The 19,985-nt window shown below is 52.8% G+C and carries 24 protein-coding genes; 3 read left to right on the top strand and 21 right to left on the bottom strand.

Annotation, left to right across the window (positions count from 1 at the left end; translation table 11 throughout):
- Positions 1-25 precede the first annotated feature (25 nt).
- Together GPJ68_RS15205 and GPJ68_RS15200 are read left to right on the top strand one after the other, a co-directional pair.
- The gene (locus GPJ68_RS15205; RefSeq protein WP_104651487.1) at positions 26-1,084 is read left to right on the top strand and encodes an FUSC family protein; all 1,059 of its coding nucleotides are present in this window, start codon (positions 26-28) and stop codon (positions 1,082-1,084) included.
- 238 nt (positions 1,085-1,322) lie between these two features.
- The gene (locus GPJ68_RS15200) at positions 1,323-1,658 is read left to right on the top strand and encodes a DUF496 family protein (protein ID WP_003834176.1); all 336 of its coding nucleotides are present in this window, start codon (positions 1,323-1,325) and stop codon (positions 1,656-1,658) included.
- 40 nt (positions 1,659-1,698) lie between these two features.
- Here GPJ68_RS15200 and GPJ68_RS15195 read toward each other — a convergent pair whose 3' ends face one another.
- The 21 genes from GPJ68_RS15195 to pduA all read right to left on the bottom strand — a co-directional run bounded on the left by GPJ68_RS15195 (position 1,699) and on the right by pduA (position 18,465).
- A complete protein-coding gene (locus GPJ68_RS15195) occupies positions 1,699-2,565 on the bottom strand; it encodes an L-threonine kinase (RefSeq protein ID WP_104651488.1) in 867 nt (288 codons plus the stop codon).
- A 92-nt stretch (positions 2,566-2,657) separates the two neighbouring features.
- On the bottom strand, positions 2,658-3,872 hold the full coding sequence (locus GPJ68_RS15190; RefSeq protein WP_104651489.1) for an acetate/propionate family kinase: 1,215 nt from the start codon (positions 3,870-3,872) through the stop codon (positions 2,658-2,660).
- Positions 3,857-4,309 (bottom strand): propanediol utilization protein PduV, encoded by a 453-nt coding sequence (pduV, locus tag GPJ68_RS15185; RefSeq protein ID WP_104651490.1) that lies wholly within the window; start codon positions 4,307-4,309, stop codon positions 3,857-3,859. Before pduV ends, GPJ68_RS15190 begins: the two co-directional genes overlap by 16 nt.
- Before the next feature lie 4 nt (positions 4,310-4,313).
- Positions 4,314-4,664, bottom strand: a complete 351-nt coding sequence (gene pduU, locus GPJ68_RS15180; RefSeq protein ID WP_016156881.1) for a propanediol utilization microcompartment protein PduU — start codon at positions 4,662-4,664, stop codon at positions 4,314-4,316.
- On the bottom strand, positions 4,664-5,218 hold the full coding sequence (gene pduT, locus GPJ68_RS15175; protein ID WP_003030201.1) for a propanediol utilization microcompartment protein PduT: 555 nt from the start codon (positions 5,216-5,218) through the stop codon (positions 4,664-4,666). The genes pduU and pduT overlap by 1 nt, the downstream gene beginning before the upstream one ends.
- Positions 5,219-5,220: 2 nt before the next feature.
- Positions 5,221-6,576 (bottom strand): cobalamin reductase PduS, encoded by a 1,356-nt coding sequence (gene pduS, locus GPJ68_RS15170; RefSeq protein ID WP_104651491.1) that lies wholly within the window; start codon positions 6,574-6,576, stop codon positions 5,221-5,223.
- Entirely contained in the window at positions 6,573-7,685 is a 1,113-nt protein-coding gene (locus GPJ68_RS15165; RefSeq protein WP_016156879.1) for a 1-propanol dehydrogenase PduQ, read from the bottom strand. Before GPJ68_RS15165 ends, pduS begins: the two co-directional genes overlap by 4 nt.
- 10 nt (positions 7,686-7,695) lie before the next feature.
- Positions 7,696-9,081: a CoA-acylating propionaldehyde dehydrogenase PduP gene (pduP, locus tag GPJ68_RS15160; protein WP_104651492.1), complete on the bottom strand. Its 1,386-nt coding sequence runs from the start codon at positions 9,079-9,081 to the stop codon at positions 7,696-7,698.
- Positions 9,078-10,085 (bottom strand): two-domain cob(I)yrinic acid a,c-diamide adenosyltransferase PduO, encoded by a 1,008-nt coding sequence (gene pduO, locus GPJ68_RS15155; RefSeq protein ID WP_016153535.1) that lies wholly within the window; start codon positions 10,083-10,085, stop codon positions 9,078-9,080. Before pduO ends, pduP begins: the two co-directional genes overlap by 4 nt.
- An 8-nt stretch (positions 10,086-10,093) precedes the next feature.
- Positions 10,094-10,369, bottom strand: a complete 276-nt coding sequence (locus GPJ68_RS15150; RefSeq protein ID WP_003030211.1) for a EutN/CcmL family microcompartment protein — start codon at positions 10,367-10,369, stop codon at positions 10,094-10,096.
- Positions 10,370-10,372: 3 nt separating this feature from the next.
- Positions 10,373-10,864, bottom strand: coding sequence for a microcompartment protein PduM (gene pduM, locus GPJ68_RS15145; protein WP_016156875.1), 492 nt, complete (start codon positions 10,862-10,864; stop codon positions 10,373-10,375).
- Entirely contained in the window at positions 10,861-11,493 is a 633-nt protein-coding gene (locus GPJ68_RS15140) for a phosphate propanoyltransferase (protein ID WP_016153533.1), read from the bottom strand. The genes pduM and GPJ68_RS15140 overlap by 4 nt, the downstream gene beginning before the upstream one ends.
- Positions 11,493-11,987 carry a BMC domain-containing protein gene (locus tag GPJ68_RS15135; RefSeq protein WP_370461224.1) on the bottom strand — a complete coding sequence of 165 codons (495 nt, stop codon included), beginning with the start codon at positions 11,985-11,987 and terminating at the stop codon, positions 11,493-11,495. Before GPJ68_RS15135 ends, GPJ68_RS15140 begins: the two co-directional genes overlap by 1 nt.
- Positions 11,988-12,263 (bottom strand): propanediol utilization microcompartment protein PduJ, encoded by a 276-nt coding sequence (gene pduJ, locus GPJ68_RS15130; protein ID WP_001057752.1) that lies wholly within the window; start codon positions 12,261-12,263, stop codon positions 11,988-11,990.
- Positions 12,264-12,282: 19 nt separating this feature from the next.
- A complete protein-coding gene (locus GPJ68_RS15125) occupies positions 12,283-12,633 on the bottom strand; it encodes a glycerol dehydratase reactivase beta/small subunit family protein (protein WP_016156873.1) in 351 nt (116 codons plus the stop codon).
- On the bottom strand, positions 12,623-14,455 hold the full coding sequence (locus GPJ68_RS15120) for a diol dehydratase reactivase subunit alpha (protein ID WP_019077098.1): 1,833 nt from the start codon (positions 14,453-14,455) through the stop codon (positions 12,623-12,625). The genes GPJ68_RS15125 and GPJ68_RS15120 overlap by 11 nt, the downstream gene beginning before the upstream one ends.
- Before the next feature lie 15 nt (positions 14,456-14,470).
- Positions 14,471-14,989: a propanediol dehydratase small subunit PduE gene (pduE, locus tag GPJ68_RS15115; protein WP_016153529.1), complete on the bottom strand. Its 519-nt coding sequence runs from the start codon at positions 14,987-14,989 to the stop codon at positions 14,471-14,473.
- Positions 14,990-15,003: 14 nt separating this feature from the next.
- Positions 15,004-15,678 (bottom strand): propanediol dehydratase medium subunit PduD, encoded by a 675-nt coding sequence (gene pduD / locus GPJ68_RS15110; protein ID WP_003844241.1) that lies wholly within the window; start codon positions 15,676-15,678, stop codon positions 15,004-15,006.
- A 10-nt stretch (positions 15,679-15,688) separates the two neighbouring features.
- Positions 15,689-17,353, bottom strand: coding sequence for a propanediol dehydratase large subunit PduC (gene pduC / locus GPJ68_RS15105; RefSeq protein WP_003030249.1), 1,665 nt, complete (start codon positions 17,351-17,353; stop codon positions 15,689-15,691).
- A gap of 18 nt (positions 17,354-17,371) precedes the next feature.
- On the bottom strand, positions 17,372-18,184 hold the full coding sequence (gene pduB, locus GPJ68_RS15100; protein ID WP_016153528.1) for a propanediol utilization microcompartment protein PduB: 813 nt from the start codon (positions 18,182-18,184) through the stop codon (positions 17,372-17,374).
- The gene (gene pduA / locus GPJ68_RS15095; protein ID WP_003030255.1) at positions 18,184-18,465 is read right to left on the bottom strand and encodes a propanediol utilization microcompartment protein PduA; all 282 of its coding nucleotides are present in this window, start codon (positions 18,463-18,465) and stop codon (positions 18,184-18,186) included. Before pduA ends, pduB begins: the two co-directional genes overlap by 1 nt.
- A gap of 525 nt (positions 18,466-18,990) precedes the next feature.
- Between pduA and pduF the strand changes: the two genes are divergently transcribed.
- Positions 18,991-19,800, top strand: a complete 810-nt coding sequence (gene pduF / locus GPJ68_RS15090) for a propanediol diffusion facilitator PduF (RefSeq protein WP_016153527.1) — start codon at positions 18,991-18,993, stop codon at positions 19,798-19,800.
- The last annotated feature ends 185 nt before the right edge of the window (positions 19,801-19,985 follow it).

Raw genomic sequence — 19,985 nt, 5'->3', positions numbered from 1 at the left:
TGCTATTCCCTGACGGAGTGCATGAGTGCGTGCAGACAAATCGCTGAGTCCTTTTGAAATTCGTTTGTATCGTCATTATCGTGTGGTGCATGGTATTCGCATTGCGCTGGCGTTTCTCCTTACTTTTCTGTTGGTGCGCCTGTTAAACATTCCCGAAGGTACATGGCCTCTGATCACGCTGGTGGTGATTATGGGGCCAATATCTTTTTGGGGTAACGTTGTTCCCAGGGCCTTTGAACGTATAGGTGGCACGATCCTGGGCTCGGTCCTGGGACTGGTTGCCCTGCGTCTGGAACTCTTCTCGCTGCCGTTAATGCTGATATGGTGCGCGGTAGCGATGTTTCTCTGCGGCTGGTTGGCGCTGGGTAAAAGGCCGTATCAGGCGCTGCTGATTGGCATAACGCTTGCCGTGGTCGTGGGTGCGCCTGCCGGAGATATGAACACCGCGTTATGGCGCGGTGGTGATGTTATTCTGGGGTCGTTACTGGCGATGCTGTTTACCGGCATCTGGCCGCAGCGGGCATTTATACACTGGCGTATCCAACTGGCGCATTGTGTCACGGGGTACAATCGGGTGTATCAGGCCGCGCTATCCCCCAATCTGCTCGAGCAACCGCGGCTGGAAAAACATTTACAACAACTGTTGAGCGACGTTGTCAAAATGCGTGGGCTCATCGCTCCTGCCAGCAAGGAAACCCGCATTCAAAAATCGATCTTTGAGGCTATTCAGACGGTGAATCGCAATCTGGTCTGCATGCTCGAGCTGCAAATTAATGCGCTGTGGGCCAGCCGTACCAGCCACTTTGTCATGTTGAATGCGCATACTCTGCGTGAAACTCAGCTCAGGACCCAGCATGCACTACTGACAATAACCCACGCCTTGTATGAAGGTAATCCGCAGCCGGTGCTTGCCAATACGGAAAAGCTCAATGACACCGTAGCAGAGCTGCGTCAGCTTATTGCTGAGCATAAAGGCGATAATGTCGCAGAAACGCCCATTCACGGCTACGTTTGGTTGAACATGGAGATGGCTCGACAGCTGGAGTTACTGTCACATTTAATCTGTCGCGCACTGCGCAAATAAAGAGCAGATGAGGGGATTGGTTCTACTGCTGCTTCGATTCAGCAAAGATTAGAGGTATGATACTGAAAAAGGCTAAAACCATTGGTAACTGCAATGGCTTTACCCTCGATAACTCAGGTTTCAACCATGCATTGTCGATGCAGATGCAACTTGAAGTATGGCGGGCATGAAAGTAATGTTGACCCACTTTAGCCGTTGTTTTAACGAATCCGAATCTCACATTATCAGGGGTGTAAAAATGGAAACTACCAAGCCTTCTTTCCAGGACGTGCTGGAATTTGTTCGTCTGTTCCGTCGTAAAAACAAACTGCAACGTGAAATCCAGGACGTTGAGAAAAAGATCCGTGACAACCAGAAACGCGTTCTGCTGTTGGACAACCTGAGCGATTACATCAAGCCTGGTATGAGCGTGGAAGCGATTCAGGGCATCATTGCCAGCATGAAAAGCGATTATGAAGATCGTGTTGATGACTACATCATCAAAAACGCCGAGATCTCTAAAGAACGCCGCGATATCTCTAAAAAGCTGAAAGCCATGGGCGAAGTGAAAAACGGCGAAGCGAAAGCCGAGTAACGATTTTATGCTTGTCCGGGTCGCTGCCGTGCGGCGACCCTTATTGCAGTTCGACCCCGCCCGTCACCATGCGTAACAAATGCTGTTCCGGCCAGTGAATCGTAAGTTTTTTCTGCGTCAGCATCCATTTAATGTAATCCACATCATGACGATTTCTGTCCAGCATCAGTCCGACTACGCTGCCGCTGTGCGCGACGTTGACGCCGTATAAATCACATTCTTCCACCAGTGCTAATAGTGAATCAAAATCCGGTTTTGGTAACAGCAGTTGGCTGGCGATTGCGCTAAGCGTAGCCGCTTCTCCCAACCGGTAAGGATTTTGGCTAATACAGGCTTCCTGTACTTTTTCCCATGCCCGTTGGAGGGCCGCAGCTCCCGCCTGCAAGCCGGAATGACGTGGAATACGGTGATAATCCGCGGTACGCAATGTTTCAGGGCTTTCGAGAACCAGCAGATCGAGTTGAGGCTGAGCTTCACAACCTATTTGCGTGGAAGCGTTGTTATGATCGAAAAGGGTTAGCTTACGAAAAACGGTGCTGTCGGTTGGCTCCAGAGAAACGCAAAGCTGTGCCAGTGTTGGCTCATCCAGTTGATGGCCCAGATAATGCGCTGCGGCGATGGCCGTGGCGGCAATATCCGCAGTGCTGCTGGCCATTCCTTTCGCGATAGGAATGGTTGACTGAACATCTATCCGGATATCCTGACTGAGATGCGCCGGGTACTGCCAGTGCTGTAATAACCTGTTAACCATTGCCCGAGAAAGTGGACGTTCATCTGTCAGCGGTGAGCCTGAAGTGACCTCAACGGTGCTATACCATTCGACCGGGCAGGAGACCAGTTTCTCACTCCCCAGAATCCAGCCCTGGATAAGTTCTCCGCACGATGCGGGACATTGCGCAACAGCCACGTCTTCACCTTTGTGTTCAGCAATCCTCGGCGCATAGTGTCATGGCGATCGCGCTATTACCATGATTTGCCGCAATTTGCGGTTCGGCAATATCAGGCGGGAATGCCCAATGTCACAGTTTCTGATATCGCTAAACGCATAACGTCCTGGGCTATCATCAGCTCTTCATTGGTATTAATCACCGCCACTTTAACTACCGCATTTTCCGTCTGAATAAAGGTGGCGTTACGCTGATTTTTTTCTTCATCAACGGCCAGGCCTAAGAAATTCAGGTTGTGGCAAATCGCGGCGCGAGCACGCGCTGAATTTTCACCAATTCCCCCGGTAAACACCAGCGCATCCAGACCGCCCATCTGCATAATATAGCTGCCAATAGTGGCGCGAATCCGCTCGGCAAAAAGCGTCAACGCCAGTGCTGCCTGGTGATTGCCCGTATCTGCGGCATGTTCAACGTCCCGGTAGTCGGGTGAAACACCAGAAACTCCGAGTAATCCGGACTCATTGTTGAGCAATTGGTTGAGCTGCTGCGGGGTTTTGCCTTCACGCAGGGCAATCCACGGCAGAATGGATGGATCAATATCGCCACTTCGCGTGCCCATCATTACGCCAGACTGCGGCGTAAAACCCATGGAGGTATTCACCGAATGTCCGCCTTTGATAGCGCAGATGCTGCTGCCGTTGCCCAGATGACAACAAACAACCCGCAGGGCGCTGAGCGGCACGCCCAGCTTTTCAGCAAGCTGAGCGCTGACATACTTGTGGCTGGTACCATGAAAACCATAACGACGAATACCGAGCTCTGAGTAGTAGCGCCAGGGCAGGGGATAAATGAAAGAAGGCTCATCAAGGGTCTGATGAAAAGCCGTGTCAAAAACCGCAACGGCTGGCGTTTTCGGCAGTAGCTGGCGAAATATCGCAATCCCCAACGCATTAACCGGGTTATGAAGCGGTGCCAGTTCCGCAAGGCGTTCGATTTCCGCCAGTGTTTCATCGGTTACCCGTGCGGAATCTTTGAAGGATTCTCCACCGTGTGCGACTCGATGGCCTACGCCGTCGATCTCTTCCAGACTGCTGATAATATTGTGACTGAGCAGTTTTTCCAGTAGCAGCGTTACTGCTTCACGGTGATCGGCTACGGGCAAAGTCTCCTGCCATTTTTGCGCTGGTGTTTTTAGGGAGACTTGCGCATCAGACATACCGATACGCTCGATCAGTCCCTGGCAAATCATTTCACCCTGCGGCATCGCCAGAAGCTGAAACTTAAGCGAGGAACTGCCTGCATTAATGGCCATTATTTTGTGAGACATGAAGATTCCTTTGCATTCAGAAAAATGAACATCTCATCGACCCCGGTATTCTCCAGCGCGCTGGTGACAAATACTTGTTGCGCGCCAGCCTGAACTAACCAACTCTCCACGAGAGAAATACGCTGCGGGATGGCTAAATCGGCTTTGGTGACGAGGCCGATAACGGGTCGGTTCATCGGGCCAGTAAAACCTGGAGAAAAAGGTGACCACGGCGCGTCAGCATTGAGAACCAGCGCGATGATGTCTGCTTCACAGGCGCTGGCCAGCAGCGCGCTGTACAGGCAGCGGTTTTCGAGATATTCACCCGGTGTGTCTATCGTTGTGGGAGACCAGACAATGGCCTGGGTCTTCTGATAGTGAAGCGCCTCTCCCCGCATGCACTGCGTGAGTGACGTTTTACCGCACTGGCTGGGGCCAATTAGCATTATGCGTTTCATGAGATTATGTCCGGGTGATGGGACAGGCGGTAAAACGCATCATTTCGCCCAGCGTCCGGGTTACCTGTTTCAGCGCGTACTCAACAGCGGAAACATCGCCTGTCAGTACCACTGCGCCGGTAAAACGGTCGAGAAAACCAATCTCTACCGCCCCGGATTTCGTGGCGATATCACAGGCGATGATTGAGGCTTCGCTGGGGGTAATCGTCAGAATACCGATTGCGGAAACCGACTCTGGTAATCCCAGTTTCTTGAACAAATCTTTACCTGGATTAGCGATAAGATGCGCCAGCGTAACCTGCTTGCCAGGAACATATTCCTGAATCATACGATCCGTGGTGGGTTGTCTTTCCATTATCCCTCCACCATCTGTCGCCACATGCTTTCATGCGGACGAGGGATGACCGAACGGTAAACCAACAGACCTTTTTCACCCGCACTTTCACTGGCAACTGTCACTGCGTTATTCACATCAGACACATCGCCAGCGACAACCATGTAGCACTTGCCACCGATACCAAATGCCATATGGACGCGTACCAGCGTGACATTGGAGGCTTTAACCGCACGGTCGGCGGCGCAGATGCAGGCCGCAACGCTCCATGTTTCAACAATGCCAACGGCCTGACGCTTATCCACGCTGTTAAGTCCACTGATCGCAGGAAGTACGCTGGCGTGAATGTTGGGTAGTACCAGACTATCAACGAGCATATCGCCAGCAAGAGAAGTTCCGGTGGCGATCGCCTGTTGTACTGCGCCTACGTCACCACCGAGCATGAGCAGAAATTTGCCCGGGCAGATGGTCTTGCTGACCAGTAAATTCACATTCGCGCTTTTTAACATGGCATCGCCCGCTTCCATTCCTTTGGCAATGCTGGTGAGTTCTAAAATCCCTATAGCCTGAGACATGATTAACCTCTTATTACCGTGATGGATTGCTCAGTAATTTCGCTGACAATACCGTCAATACTGGCGTGGACAGGTGCGCCTAATGCACCGGACGGCACATCGGCAACGCATTGACCGCGAACAACGTGTTCGCCCTGCAGTACACATGGGATGGCGCTGGCACCAATATGCTGGCGTAGCAACAGCGTCGTTTTATCCGTGGGATAATCAGTCTCAGTCAGTGGCGCATCGTGATACCAGTCGCTAAGGCCCAGTTTGGTAATAAGGCGCTTCACCGGAATAAGCCGATACTTCGCCATTTCATCCTCAGGATTTAACGGCCCTTCATAACGATGGTTGAGCGCCCGTAGCTCGCGTTTAAGCATGCGGTTAATTCGCATCGGTGAAATCCCAACCGGACAGGCTACGCTTTCACATACATTGCATTCTGAACAGGTCAGGGCCGTGAGCAGTAACTGCGGTGTGGCCGCCTGCTGATAATTAACCGCGCGAACCAGCAGGTGCGGCGATAATTCATGGCCGATCAAATGCCTTGGGCACAAATCCGTACACAAACGACACTGCTCGCAAACGGTTTTTGCGACGGAAAGCACGGTGCGTTCATCCTGCATCCGCCGCTGAATCAACGCATGAGACTTTGGTAAAACCAGCAGTCCCCCGGTGGTCTTGCTGACTGGGGTATCCAGTGAGGTAATCAGGCCGCCCATCATCGGACCACCGTTAATAAAAGCGGGCTCGTCAACGGTAGCACCACCTGCCAACGCCAGAACCTCACGTAAAGACATTCCGATAGGGACGGTCAGAGTGATTGGTCTGGCGACCGCGCCATTAACGGTCAGGGTACGACGCGTAACCGGATACTGCTGCTCAACGGCTCTGGCGATGTTGAGCACCGTCTGGACGTTATTGACCACCACGCCGACGCTGACCGGCAGCGCGGCAGGCGGAACTCTCCGGCCCGTTGCCATCCAGATGGTCAAAACCTCGTCACCAGCCGGGTAGACATCAGGCAAAATATGTAAGCGGATCCCGGTAGGTAAAAGGGGCGTTAATGCATTGATAGCCCTTTGATATTTCTCTTTCAGCGCAATAATACCGGCCCTGGCCCCGGTAGCCGTCATGGCATATTGAACGCCGCGGATAAGTCGCTCAGCCTGAACGGCCATCAATTGCTGGTCAACTTTCAGCATCGGCTCACATTCTGCCGCATTGACCAGAAACGTATCGACCTGCGCCTGTAATTTTACGTGAGCAGGAAAGCCTGCGCCTCCGGCCCCGACAACACCCGCTGCGCGAACGCGTTCGCGAATTGTCTGCGCATCATAAAGCGTGGACTCTGCCGTCATGGCTGTCTTCATAATAATTCCTCAAGCAGTTCCTGCATGGCGCTGGCGTCGGCAACACGAGGATTGGTTTGCAGCGTGACATCAGCCAGCGCGGCCTGAACCATCGACGGTATACGTTGTGACCAGGCTTGCTTTCCGTCTTTAAGCGCGTCAGCAAAAGAAGGTAACGCACACTGTTTTTTGAGTAGCTCTATATGACGAATTAGCGCATTCAGTGCCGCCGTATCGTTCGCGTTATCCGGGCATAGGTGGCAGGCTTTAGCGAAACGGGCGTAGCGCTTCGCAGCCCGCGGATCGCGGGCATTAAAATGAATGACATGGGTCAGCAGCAGCGCATTGGCAAGTCCGTGGGGCAGATGAAACTGGCCGCCTAACTGATGGGCAATCGCATGATTGATACCCAGACCAGCCTGACTGAATGCCATTCCCGCGAGCGTTGACGCGTTGTGCATTTTTCCTCTGGTTGCCAGGCAGTCGCCTTTGCTGACGGCGACAGGCAGGTACTGGAAGACGATTTGTGCCGCTTTTTCAGCCAGCGCATCGGTGAAGTCGCTGGCCTTCGTGGATACGTAAGCCTCCAGCGCATGCGTTAATACGTCCATGCCGGTATTCGCGGTTATGGCTGGCGGAACGCTGACGACCAGCGTCGGATCAAGGATGGCCATGTCCGGATAAAGCGCATTATTAAATAATGGATACTTAATGCCTTTATCCGGATCGCTAATCACGCAGGCGCTGGTCACCTCCGATCCCGTGCCGCTGGTGGTGGGAATTGCAACGCAGGTTTCAATCTCAATACCGAACTGTCGGCTGAACCAGACGATGGCTTTTGCGGCGTCCAGTGCAGAGCCACCGCCAAAACCAATTACGACGTCCGGTCGTAGGGACTGCATTTGCGCAATCCCTTGTACTACCGTGCTAATGGTGGGATCGGGGGTGATATCGCTGAAAATGCTGATGCGGTTATCCGCTGGCAGCGCGTCGCGCAGCTTTTCAATCAGGGGAGAACGCGCGAGAAAACCATCGCAGATAATCCAGATATGCTTATTCGTGAAGCGCTTAAGCACATCCAGGCTTCCCTGGCCGCTGTACAATCGAGTTTGCAGTGAAAAGCTTTTCATAACGGCCCCATTAGCGAATAGAAAAACCGTTTGTCAGCACGCAACGACGAGAGCGTGCGAAAGTGCGCGCAGATGTCGTTCCTTCGCCGGTCGGCGTTGCGATGGTGAAGGTGGTAAAGCCTTCACCACCAACGCCAATCCCAGCATAAGAGGGGCCATTTTTCACAAAAATGGAGGTCTGAAGCGTGCGCGCGGCAAGGTTCAGACGTGACACATTTTGCGAATGCATAATGGCGGTGTGATGCAATCCCTCTTCAACCTTCAGGGCCAACGTTAACGCGCTGTCAAAATCGCTCACCGTTACGATGGGGAGCATTGGCATCAGTTGCTCGCTGGTAACCCATGGGTCGTCAGCCTTGACGATACCTATCAGTAATCGAGGTGCTTTTGCCGGAACCGGTATTCCCGCGGCTTCCAGTAAGGTTGCCGGGCTTTTCCCTACCAGTTGTTTATTGGCTATTCCTTCTGGCAGACAAACTGCGCGCAGTTTGTCTGTCTCTTCGCTATTGAGTCGCATCGCGCCAAAAGACTGCATTTGTTGAACCAGTCGTTCGGCAACGACATCAACAACAATCAGGCTCTTCTCAGCAATGCAGGGGAGGTTGTAATCAAAGGATGCGCCATTGATGATATCTTCCGCCGCCTTAACCAGGTCGGCTGTTTCATCAACAATGCAGGGAGGATTGCCTGCGCCTGCGCCAATGACTTTTTTCCCGCTTTTCATGCCCATAGCAACAATGCCTGGACCACCGGTAATCGCCAGAACTGCGATTTTAGGGTGCGCCATCATCTGCTGGGTAGCCTCAAAAGTGGGTTCTGTGACCGTGACGACAAGATTCCGAATCCCGCAGCAGCGAAAAGCAATATCTTCAATCATGGTAATCAGCTTCAGTGAGACCGCTTTTGCACCTGGATGTGGGCTAAAATAAACGCTATTTCCCGCAGCCAGCATACTGATGCTGTTGTTAATAATGGTTTCCGTCGGGTTGGTGCTGGGGGCGACGGAACCAATCACGCCAAAGGGTGAATACTCGAATAACACCATGCCGCCGTCGCCGGTAAGCGCCGTGGTGGTGAGATCTTCGATACCCGGGGTATTGTCCAACGCAGCTTTATTTTTAAGGAACTTATCCTCTTTGTTGCCCATTCCCGTTTCGGCAGCGCTTTCAGCAGCCAATGAAGCAAGGTGAGGCGTCAGCTCTTCTCGCAGGGCGTTAATGATGGCGCTGCGGGTTTTCAATGGACATTGCTGAAAACGCAGAAAAGCCTGATGAGCGGCATCGATCGCTTCGCTAACGGACGGAAAAATACCATTACCCTTAACTTCTGTTTTTGCCGGGGCAAGTTGCTCACTCAAAATGTTACGAATAAGGGTTTCAAGTTCTGAAGTGTTCATTGATGTGTTCTCACGTTAATTGCCGCAATGGCCGTTTCTGCAATGTCCATATCCTGCTCAACGCTTCCCCCGCTGATGCCAAGACCCCCAAGGAGTAACCCCTCACGCCATAATGCGTACCCGCCACCGAAGGTGACGACTTTTCCCTGCATATGGCTTTCCAGACCGTAAAGCGCGGCACCTGGCTGCACTGCCGATGTCAGCTCGTGCGTGGCGGTTTTCATTGCCACGGCGGTCCAGGCTTTTTTCGGTGCCAGTTCGCTACTGACGAGTAATGCGTCAGGCATGCGCCAGGTCACCGTTTGGGTCCCATTCGCATCAACAATGCTGATGACGACCGGAACCTGAAGTTCTTCTGCTCTCGTTACCGCAGCGCGAGTGAGTTGGTGGAGTTCCTGAAAAGACAGAGACATAGCCGGCTCCCTGGTGGCTGATGTACGGATGGCTGCGAGATAACGCTCCGCCACTTTCTGAATAATGTTGTTTTGATGGGCGTCATGATCTTCTGCTCGTGCAAGCGCATATAAGCAGTCGGAGAGGCGATTGATATAACGCATCAGCACGTGTCTGACGGAAATCTCGGTGGAGAGTTCGACCAGTCGCCTCTCTGCGCGGCGGGCCAGCGTGCGGGCAAAGTGCAGACGGCTGGCGGCTTCGCTGCGGCCAGGTAAAATAAAGCTGCGTAGGGGGGGCACTCTCCCCATCGCGGTATCAATGGCGGCCTCCAGCGCGGCAATTTCTTCTGAGCTGATGTAGCGCTGCTCTGGCGCTGGCTGTTCGCTTTCGCTTGCCAGCTCGGCGCTGAACCAAAAAAGCTGCAGTTGAATGTTTTCGAGTAACTGGCGGTGCTGCGGGTTTTTCGCTGCGCAAACACACAGGCTAAGCGCCGCATTAAGTTCGTCCAGCGTGCCGTAAGCCTCGACTCGCGGGTGCGTTTTGCTCACGCGTTGCCCGGTAAAGAGGGCCGTTGTGCCAGCATCGCCAGTGCGGGTATAAATCGCCATAGTTCCTCCTAACGAGAAAGCGTGTCGACAATGCCGACGATAGCCAGATCGATGGCCTCATTAGGGCCGGAAAAAACGTGTCTGGCGCTGGAGCCACTGCTGAGTAATACCAGTTCTCCAGTTCCAGCGCCGACAGAATCAACTGCGACTTCATCTCCACTCACAGGGGACGCGGGAAGTTCTCCGTCCGCACTCACCCGACGTACCAGCAACAGTTTCTTCCCCACCAGTGATGGAGATTTTTGCGTGGAAACCACAACGCCTGTAACCCGTGCCAGATGCATAGCTCACTCCTGCTTAATTAATTGGACATTTCGCGTACCGACGGCGTCCTGAGCCAGAGCCGTCACGACACATCGACGACGTAGCACCAGAACGCCCCCCTTCAGTTGGGCGACGTCGGCATAGCTGAGAAGTTTGTCAGGATGCAAAACGATGATTCGCCCCAGCTCGTCGCTGAACTCCAGAGGCAGACGCGCAAGTTTTCTAACGGGGATTGCGGGTAACAATCGGTGTTGTAGTGAAATTTTCACGCGGACTCCGCATGCCAGCGCTTCGTGGATCGTTACCACCGATATGTTGTCTGCGCAGCCCTCGGCAATTTGCTCCAGCAATGGCAGGTCCGCCTGCAGGAGGTGGAGCGACGAGTACTGGCAGCACAATGTCCGTGGTTCGATTTCTCGTAACTGCGCGACGCTAAGCGAGAGCGTGCTTTCCGCGCGTTTTTTTAATCGGGAAACAACCTCCTCGATAATGCGTTGCAGCAGTTCGTTGTTCATCGTGGGCTCACCAGTGTGGCAAATGCCTGCGGATTATCTGCGCCCGCAGCATTGGCTTCGTCGGTATCGATATGCATCTCAAGGCGCATATCCGGCGAAACGCGTACGGCGACGTTATCGAAAATCAGTCGACGTTCATCGCCATTAATGGCAACAGAGACTTTATCGCCATGGGAAACGCGCAGGATTAGGGCATCGAGCGGCGACATATGGATATGGCGTTGGGCGACGATTACCCCGGATGCTAAGTCCAGTTCAGCAAATGGACTGATAAGGCGAACGCCTGGCGTGCCCTCGATACTGCCTGACATCCGTAGTGGAGCAGCAATTCCCAACGTACGAGCGTCGGTACGAGAAATTTCGACCTGACTGGTGCTACGCAGTGGGCCGAGTAAGCGCACATTTTTTAACTGACCTTTTGGTCCCACCAGCGTGACGGTCTGGTCTGCTGCATATTGTCCGGGCTGCAGCAGCTCTTTTTTCTCACTAATAGGGTGATTGGGAAACAAGCGGTCGTAATCTTCAGCGCATAGATGAATATGACGATTAGAGATCCCTAGCGGAATAGGGCGCTCACGCATTTCATCCAGAACTTTGGTGACCGTTGTCTCCAGTTGCTGTTTATCCATCACGCTTCACCTCGTTTGCCTGAGTGCAGACAAAGAGAGCGCGGCTCGCCCTTTTGACGGGGGCAGGCAGGGTCAAGACACAGATTGCAGCTAATCAACTCTGCATCTTGTGGCGCTTCGGGCGCTGCATGGTCCTCAGGGATCTCTTCATGTGGTACGACCGGTGTCGGGGCGGGCGCTGGCTCAGACTCAGACTCCGGGGTGACGCTATGTGACAGAATGCCATCCCCTGGTCTGGATATGACTTTGTGAGCCACCAGTCCATCTCGCTGGTCAGCGAAACTGACACCGGTGGAAATGGCCGCCTGGACGGAGGCCACATCCCCGATTATCTTGATCACCATCCAGCCTGAACCGTTGGTTTTTTCGAGGCCCACCAGCGTGATGGAGGCGGCTTTCGCCATGACGTCCGCGCAACTGATGGCTAATGCCAGACCACTAACTTCAAGTAATCCCAGTGATTGCTTCACGCTGTGCTCCTTGGTTGCAACGATTTATGCGGATTTAGGTAAAATGGCTTCAACGTCGCTGTGCGGACGCGGGATAACGTGGCAGGATTTCACCTCGCCAACGGCGCTTGCTGCAGCGCTTCCTGCATCTACGGCAGCTTTCACTGCGCCGACATCGCCGCGAACCATAACGGTGATAAGGCCTGAGCCGATTTTTTCGTAACCAACCAACTGCACATTTGCGGATTTCACCATGGCATCAGCGGCTTCAATAGCGCCGACGAGCCCTTTTGTTTCAACCAGTCCCAGTGCGTTATTCATACTGCTTTTCTCCTGTGGGTTATGAGTGGCATTCCCGAAACGGAATGCCTTTAACCAGCCGCGCAGCGTTATTACCAATGCTGCGTCGGGCATGGTTATCTTGTTGATACGTCAGCGTAAATAGTGGCGCTGATGTGGGTAAGTTTTTATAGTGCACGACCAGTTTTTCGCGACTGCAGCCAATGCCAACCAGCAGTGGCGATTGGCAAGCTGCCAGCCATGCGTTGTGGATAACGTCAGTTGACGGGCTCTCCTGAATCACAAAGGGGATCCCTTCTTCTTCAATACCCAGCAGCACATCACTCCAGACGTCAGTGCATCCAGCAGTGGCGAAGATAACGATGGCTGGCGTGGTGAGATTACTTTCCATGAGCGAATGCCTTGTACCAGGAGAGAATCAGCCCTGTCGCGACCGCGTTGCGCGGACCTTCGGTACCACGAATGTTGCCGCGCCCGGCAACCAGGCGATAGTGTGCCAGCGCATCGGTGACCAGTTGCGGAACTTCAAAGTCCAGGGATGAGCCGCCAACCAGCACCACAAAGGGAATATCCCGAATGTTCCCGGTCGGACTCACCTGACGTAGCGCTCTGAGTGCGTTGGTGACGAAAACGCGTTCCTTAGCGCTGCGGCGAATGGCCCGGACTTTCTCCAGCGCCAGTTCGCCTGGCAGTGGCACCAGTTCATCGGGTTTTACTACGCATACGCGGGCAAAAACCGTTGGCGGGAGAGGTGTAGGGAAGAACTGGACGCTGCCATCTTCGTGGCGAAGATGGAACAAGCTCTCGACTTTCGCCAGCGGGTACTTTTTGATCTCTTCAGCGAGATAACGGTCTTCCAGCCCCAGTTCACGGGCAATAATCATCGTGACCATATCGCCCGCACCCGCCAGGTGCGTGGCAATAATTTCGCCTTTCGGGTTGATGATGGAGGCATCGGTCGATCCTGCACCGAGGTCCAGAATAGCCAGTGGCCGCGTCGTGCCGGGGGTGGTTAAGGCCCCCAGAATGGCAGCTTCGGCTTCGGCGCCGCCAACCTGGACGTCAATGTTGAGCTTTTGCGTGATTTCCTGAGCAATCATCGCCATTTGCAGGCGGTCTGATTTCACCATGGAAGCAATGCCGACAGCTTGTTCCAGCGAGAACTCACCGGCTAGCCCGCCGGTCACGCTGACGGGAACCGAGGTATCGACTGCCAGCAGGTCCTGAATAAAAATTTCGTGGCTGGGTTTGTTAGTTAATTCAGCCATTGTCTGGCGCACATGCTCCAGCATGCCGCCAATATTGGTGCCAGCCTCTCCGGTGACGTTATCCAGTTTCGGGCATTCACCAACCGCTTTCATAATCGCTTCAGCGCCAGCTGCAACGTCGACCCGTACGGTACGACCCTGCGACTGTAGCTCCAGATTTCCGGCAGGAATGGCCCGTGCTTTCACATCACCTGATGGCGTTTTCACGACCACGGCAGAACGGTTGCCAATCAGCGCCCGCGCCATCGGGACAATGTTTTTAGTCTCGTCGGCGTTGAGGCCAAAAACGGTCGCAATCCCGTAAGGGTTAGAAAGCGTTTCAATGACTTTTCCTGGAATTGCGACCTCAATAGCTGCCAGCATACCTAACGGGATGCGGTCGATATGAAGGACTTCATCGACGATAGGCAGGGGGTGAGTCAGACGATTACTGACCAACACGCCATCGTCCTGCTGCAAAATAACGCCAGTTAACTGGTATCCGGCGCGGACGGAGGCATTAATCATCGTGGCGACATCGGCGAAATCAAATGCCGATGACACCACCAGAATATAGGGCGTATCCGCCGGACGGCTGAGCAGGTCTTCCGGCGTAATAGTGACGCCAACGCCTAATCCGACGCCGCCCGGCGTTTTAGGGTTATGGCCGATCATGGTGGATTCAGTGATGATGGTTTCGGTTATCGTTTCCATCGCGACGTCGCCAATGACCGGGGTGGCTTCGTTAATACGGATGAGCGAAATATCGCTGACATTGATACCGGCATTTTTTGCTGCCAGCGAAAGTGCCTCCTGAATACCAAACACATTACGTAATGTGCCTTTAATTCCGGTGGTTTCTGCCAACGCGCTGCCGGTGATGCTCAGTGCGCCAGACTCATCGAGGGTAGCCAGAGCGACTTCCGTTGATGAGTTGCCTATGTCAATGCCAGCTATATATCGCATGATCCTGTCCCTGAGTTAGTCGTCGCCTTTGAGTTTTTTACGCTCAACGTACAGCGCTGCCGCTTCACGAACGAAAGCTGCACAGATCTTTGCCTGATAACGATTTTCGAGATCGTCAGCGATAGCCATCAGCTCGTCTTTCGTTGAGCGGTATGGGCGCAGCGCGTTGTAGATCTCAAGAATGCGATCGTCAGGTACAGCGGTTAGCTCAGCTGCACGCTCGAAGTTCATCGCCAGTCTGTCACGTCCGGCATCTTTGGCGATTTCCGCCTGAAGGCGCAGCGTTTCAGGGGTGATGCGCATGTCCTGCGCCGTCACTTTGTTGCTCAGAACATTTTCGAGCGTGAAGTCATCCAGAGTTTTGTTGGTTGCGGTTTTTACCCACTCAGGATGTTTATTCGCGAGAGGGTAATCCGTGACTTTCGCGGTATGTGCTGATGAACTCGCCGCGACCGGCGTCGCGGACTCGCCTTGCAGGCTGTTCATCCGGCTTAGCACATCCCGAACCATCGATTCAATTGCGTCGGTATTCATGGAGTTATCCTTTATCAAAGCGCCACGCGCAGTTCCTGCGGGTTTTTGCCCGTCACGACGTATTTGGTCTCTTTAATGTGCAGAATGGCCGATTTCGCCTGGTACTTAGGACGAGCCATCTGGTCATTCAGAGTAGGGACCGGTTGCGGAGATTCACGCTTGGCATAACGCGCGGCGTTTTTACCGATCTGACGATAGGTTTCCAGCGTCAGAAGTGGTGCCTGAGGGAACAGCTCCAGGTTAGAAAGTGGCGGTAACCCCTGCTGGTGGATTACCGTGGTGCCTTTTGACTGGATGCCGATAGAGATCCCGGAACCGCTCAGACGGTTACCTTCCACGGCGACAAATGCCACATCGGAGGATTTAAAGCAGCGGATAACGCGCGCTTTAATGCCTTCTTCTTCAATACCCGCAATCACTTCGCGCAAGATGTTCTTATGCGGGATCCCTACGATATTGACGGTTTGCGACAGTCCAAACGCGGGACCTACGGCAATAATCACTTCGTCTTGCTGCTGGCCTTGTTTGGCTTCGCCAATCTCGGTCAGAAAGCTGTCGCCCTGCGCCGCTGCAGCCTGTGGTGCGCTAGCCGCTGTCGATGCGCGGAATGAGACGGGTTTGTCGCTGGTTTGCATTTCAGACAGTACGTCTTCAATAATCTGGCGCAGCAGCTTTTCATTGATTTCCATTTTTCACCCCTTAGCCAAGTTCGTTGGGATCAAGTGCGCCAGGGATGTTTTTGATCTCTTCCCAGCGTTCGCCTTGTAGGCGATAACCTGTTGCCGGACCGGCATAGTCATTGACGTCATTTACTGCGGATAGCACCTGTCCGTCGCCAACGATAATGGCGGAGGTATGCAGATAATCCCCGGTTAACTTGGCTTTCTGGATGTTGAGCATGTCCTGAGCGACATCGGTAAACCCGCCCTGAGCAAGGGCTTTCACCACTTCCAGACCGTTACGGTTTTTATTGATGATCTCTTGCGCAAACTTGATATCTTCAACGATGTTTCGCTCCGGCATATCTTTCGAACCGTGGGCGTAAGTCGCCGCTTCTACTTCTTCATCAGTGATTGGCGGTAATCCCATCCCGGCAAAGACGGCCTGCAGTGCACGTGCCGCTTTATTACGAATGGCGATAACGTCTTCTTCACGAACCGGACGCAGACCCCCATCTACCTTGAGGTCTCGCTGGAGAACGTTGTAGTCGTCAAAATCTTCAGCATCCTCGTTCGAACCCGCAAACATGTTGTCGTAGTTCGGCACAGCGGAATAACCGGAAGAGATGAAGTCAGTACCCGGCAGGAACTGCATCAGCAGGCGGGCAGTACGACGCATATCCGAGTGGGTAAAGGTTTGGTCGTTGCTGGAGGCACACTCCAGATCCAGGGAGGAACAGATCAGGTTTTCAGCTAACACCGCACGAATGCCTGACGGCACAGCGGAAGGCACGCCGATGCAGCTTACTGAGCCATTTTGTAAACCCTGTACGCCAGCGGCTTTGGTGATGTAAATACAGCGGGCTTCGAGGTAAAGCATCGATTTACCTTCGGCGTAACCCATCTGAACTTCTGAGCCAGAACCGGAGGTAAAGCGCATTTTCAGACCGCGTGAGGCGTAGGAAGAGGCGAGGAAACCTTTCGACCATGGCGTGTCGTCGCCGTCGGTAAAGACGGGTTCAGTACCATAGACAGAGATGGTTTCCGCGTAACAGGTGTGGCCTAACATACCGAGTTTAAGTTCGGTCGCTTCTTCCAGCGAGCACTGGGTTAATACGCCAGGGCGCCCAACCTGTGAGCCGACTAACAGCGCAATGGCGTTAAAGGGTGCATAACGCGCAACGGCAACCGTCGTTTCCTGTTCGTCAAATCCGCGCCAGGCGCCTTCAGCCGCATCAGCGGCAATCTGCACCGGATTATCTTTAACGTTAGTGACGTGCGCCTGCTGAGACGGTGTACGACGAGCACGCATTTTCTGCATGGCCATCATCATCTCAACGACGTTCATATGGGACACCACTTCGACAATTTTTGCCGGGGTCATTGCGGTGGTCAGCGGCACAATGTCTTTGCGCTTCACGTTAGGGTCGCAAAGCATATTGGCAAGTTTTACTGAGTCCATCGCCATGACTTCTTCAGCGCGCGCCAGGTTAATGCCATAGCGGGCAATGAAATGGTCAATTAAGTCAAATTCACTGGCGGATTTGCCGTCCAGTTCTGTGACTGTACCGTTGACGATTTTAATCGACGGTTTAGGGTCGTTCGGGCTTTCCATCGCAATGAAGCCTTCTTCGATCCACTCCTTAACGAAGCCATCCTGATTCACAGGGCGCTTCGCCAGTGCTTCAAATCTTTTCGATCTCATGAATCAGCCTCACTGATATCAGATGTAGGACGGACGATCGTTTTTCGGTTCTGAGCCGAGGGTCCCGAGTACGGTTTTACCGATTTCGCGGGCGGAGATAACGGCCTGACGCACAGCGCCGGAATCGCCTGAAATGACCAGAATGGCTTCGTTACTGAAGCTGGTGCCATGGGCAGGGGAGCTGTAGGCCACAACTTCCACGTTGGCGGATTTCAGCGCAGTATCAGCCATCAGGACACCAACGGATGCCGGCGCGCCGACGATCACGCCACAGGCACGGCCAATCGGTGCACCAAAGGCTTTTTCCAGCGCGTAGCTGGCGCGTGCGGTGTATTGCATCTCGATGTGACCGGCTTCGTTGGCATACACATCGCCAAAGGTGCGATCCAGTTCTTTCAGCGCAACCTCAATTCCGCGTTTCACGTCGGAAACATCGTTGCCGCCGAGAATAATCAGCGAACCGTGACCCGCGCCGCCTTTGGTATCACGTGGCAACTCAATACTGACGACTTCAGTATTGGTGGCTTTTACCGCTTCATCTGCGGCCATGATGTGCGGGCCTGCACCAGTACGCGCGCCAAGGATGCCAATGGAGCGATACCGTTTTTCAAGTTTCATTGCGTCCAGTAGGGCGCTGTCCACGTTGGCGATTACCAGACCGACGGTGTCGCCAATCGCAGTACCGACAAACTCCGTTAAACTGCAGCTTTTCTCTGCCATAGCCGTTTCTCGTGTTGGAGGATTATTTTCAGGGATAGCCTGCTGTTCCGGCGTTGCCACGCGAGCAATCACCTGCGCCATGATCTGATCAACCAGCTCATTGCTGCTCATTAGCTAATTCCCTTCGGTAAGATTTTTTCTACATCGGTGTGAGGGCGTGGGATGACGTGTACGGCTTTCACTTCTCCCACATTACGTGCTGCGGCGGCACCTGCATCTGTTGCTGCTTTGACTGCGCCAACATCGCCGCGGACAATGACTGTTACCAGCCCCGAACCAATTTTTTCGTAGCCGACCAGCATTACATTGGCTGACTTCACCATTGCATCTGCGGCCTCTATGGCTGCAGTCAAGCCTTTGGTTTCTACCATTCCTAACGCTTCTTGTTGCATAAAGACCTCGCCTGGGTTGTCCCGATGTTCATGACTATAAAAAGAAGCGAGGAAAAAGAATGGCTGACTTGAAATTGAGAGTGAAAAAATAATAGAGGTAAGGTGATATAAAATTGCTATTAATTATTTTAACTTGTTGTTTTTAATGACTATATTAAATCTCATTGATATGATTATTTAGTTATGTAAGTTCCACATTTACACTTTTTTGGGTGACATTATAAATATCATTTGCTATGCGAAAAAAATGAAATTGTGATGGTGGTTTGAAAACAGATTTCTGCTAATAGCAATATTTTATTGTTTTGAAAATGTCCGTGTAATACGTGAAATCCCGATTGACTCTAATGTTTTAATAAAGTGCGTAGCAAGAATTTGCTATTGCGCCACGATTTTAAAGGGCAAGCTATCCGCAGAATGCCAACAATTTGCTGATACGGCCTTTTATAGTAAGCCTCGAAGTATTCTACTTGCCAGTAAGGAGTCCGCTGGTAAAGACACGAACTCTGCTTAGAAGGTGTCACAATGAACGATTCACTAAAAGCGCAATGCATTGCTGAGTTTTTGGGTACCGGGCTGTTTTTGTTTTTTGGTATTGGCTGCCTGAGCGCTCTGAAAGTCGCAGGTGCCAGCCTGGGATTGTGGGAAATCTGCATCATTTGGGGGCTGGGGATCTCGCTTGCAGTCTACCTGACGGCCGGGATTTCTGGCGCGCATCTCAACCCTGCTATCACCATCGCACTGTGGCTGTTTGCCTGTTTTCCGGGGCGCAAAGTATTACCTTACACTGTGGCGCAGGTCGCGGGGGCCTTTGGTGGCGCTTTGCTGGCTTACTTGCTCTACGGCAGTCTGTTTACCGAGTATGAGTCGGCCCACCAGATGGTGCGCGGCAGTCTGGAAAGCCTGCACCTCGCCAGTATTTTTAGTACTTATCCTGCGGCGGCGCTCAGCGTCTGGCAGGCAGCGTTGGTCGAAGTGGTGATTACCTCCATTCTTATGGGGATGATCATGGCGCTGACTGACGACGGTAACGGCGTTCCTAAAGGTCCGTTGGCACCATTGCTGATTGGTATTCTGGTTGCTGTTATCGGCGCATCCACCGGTCCGCTCACCGGATTTGCGATGAATCCGGCGCGTGATTTTGGTCCTAAATTGTTTGCCTGGATGGCCGGGTGGGGAGATGTTGCGATGACCGGTGGGCGTGATATCCCTTATTTCATTGTACCGATTGTGGCCCCTATCATCGGCGCGTGCGCAGGTGCAGCAATTTATCGTTATTTGATTGGCAAAAATTTACCGTGTAATACGTGTAAGCTGGACGAAAATGAGAGCTAGCTTCACAGAAGAAGTTTATTTTTGAAAAGTAAAAACTGTTTTCGTGATCCGGTATCCTGAACTGCCCAAAAAGTCTCCCAAGAATGGGAGACTTTTGTTATGTTCAATTACGACTTTCATCAATGCTCAGGATGGCAGGGTGAAAACGAATGTGAATAATATGTTTTATTTATAACAATAAATTA

This window comes from Citrobacter sp. 172116965 (assembly GCF_013458095.1).
In the GTDB taxonomy this organism is placed as follows: Bacteria; Pseudomonadota; Gammaproteobacteria; order Enterobacterales; family Enterobacteriaceae; genus Citrobacter; species Citrobacter braakii.
This window is presented reverse-complemented; position numbering and strand designations above follow the sequence as displayed.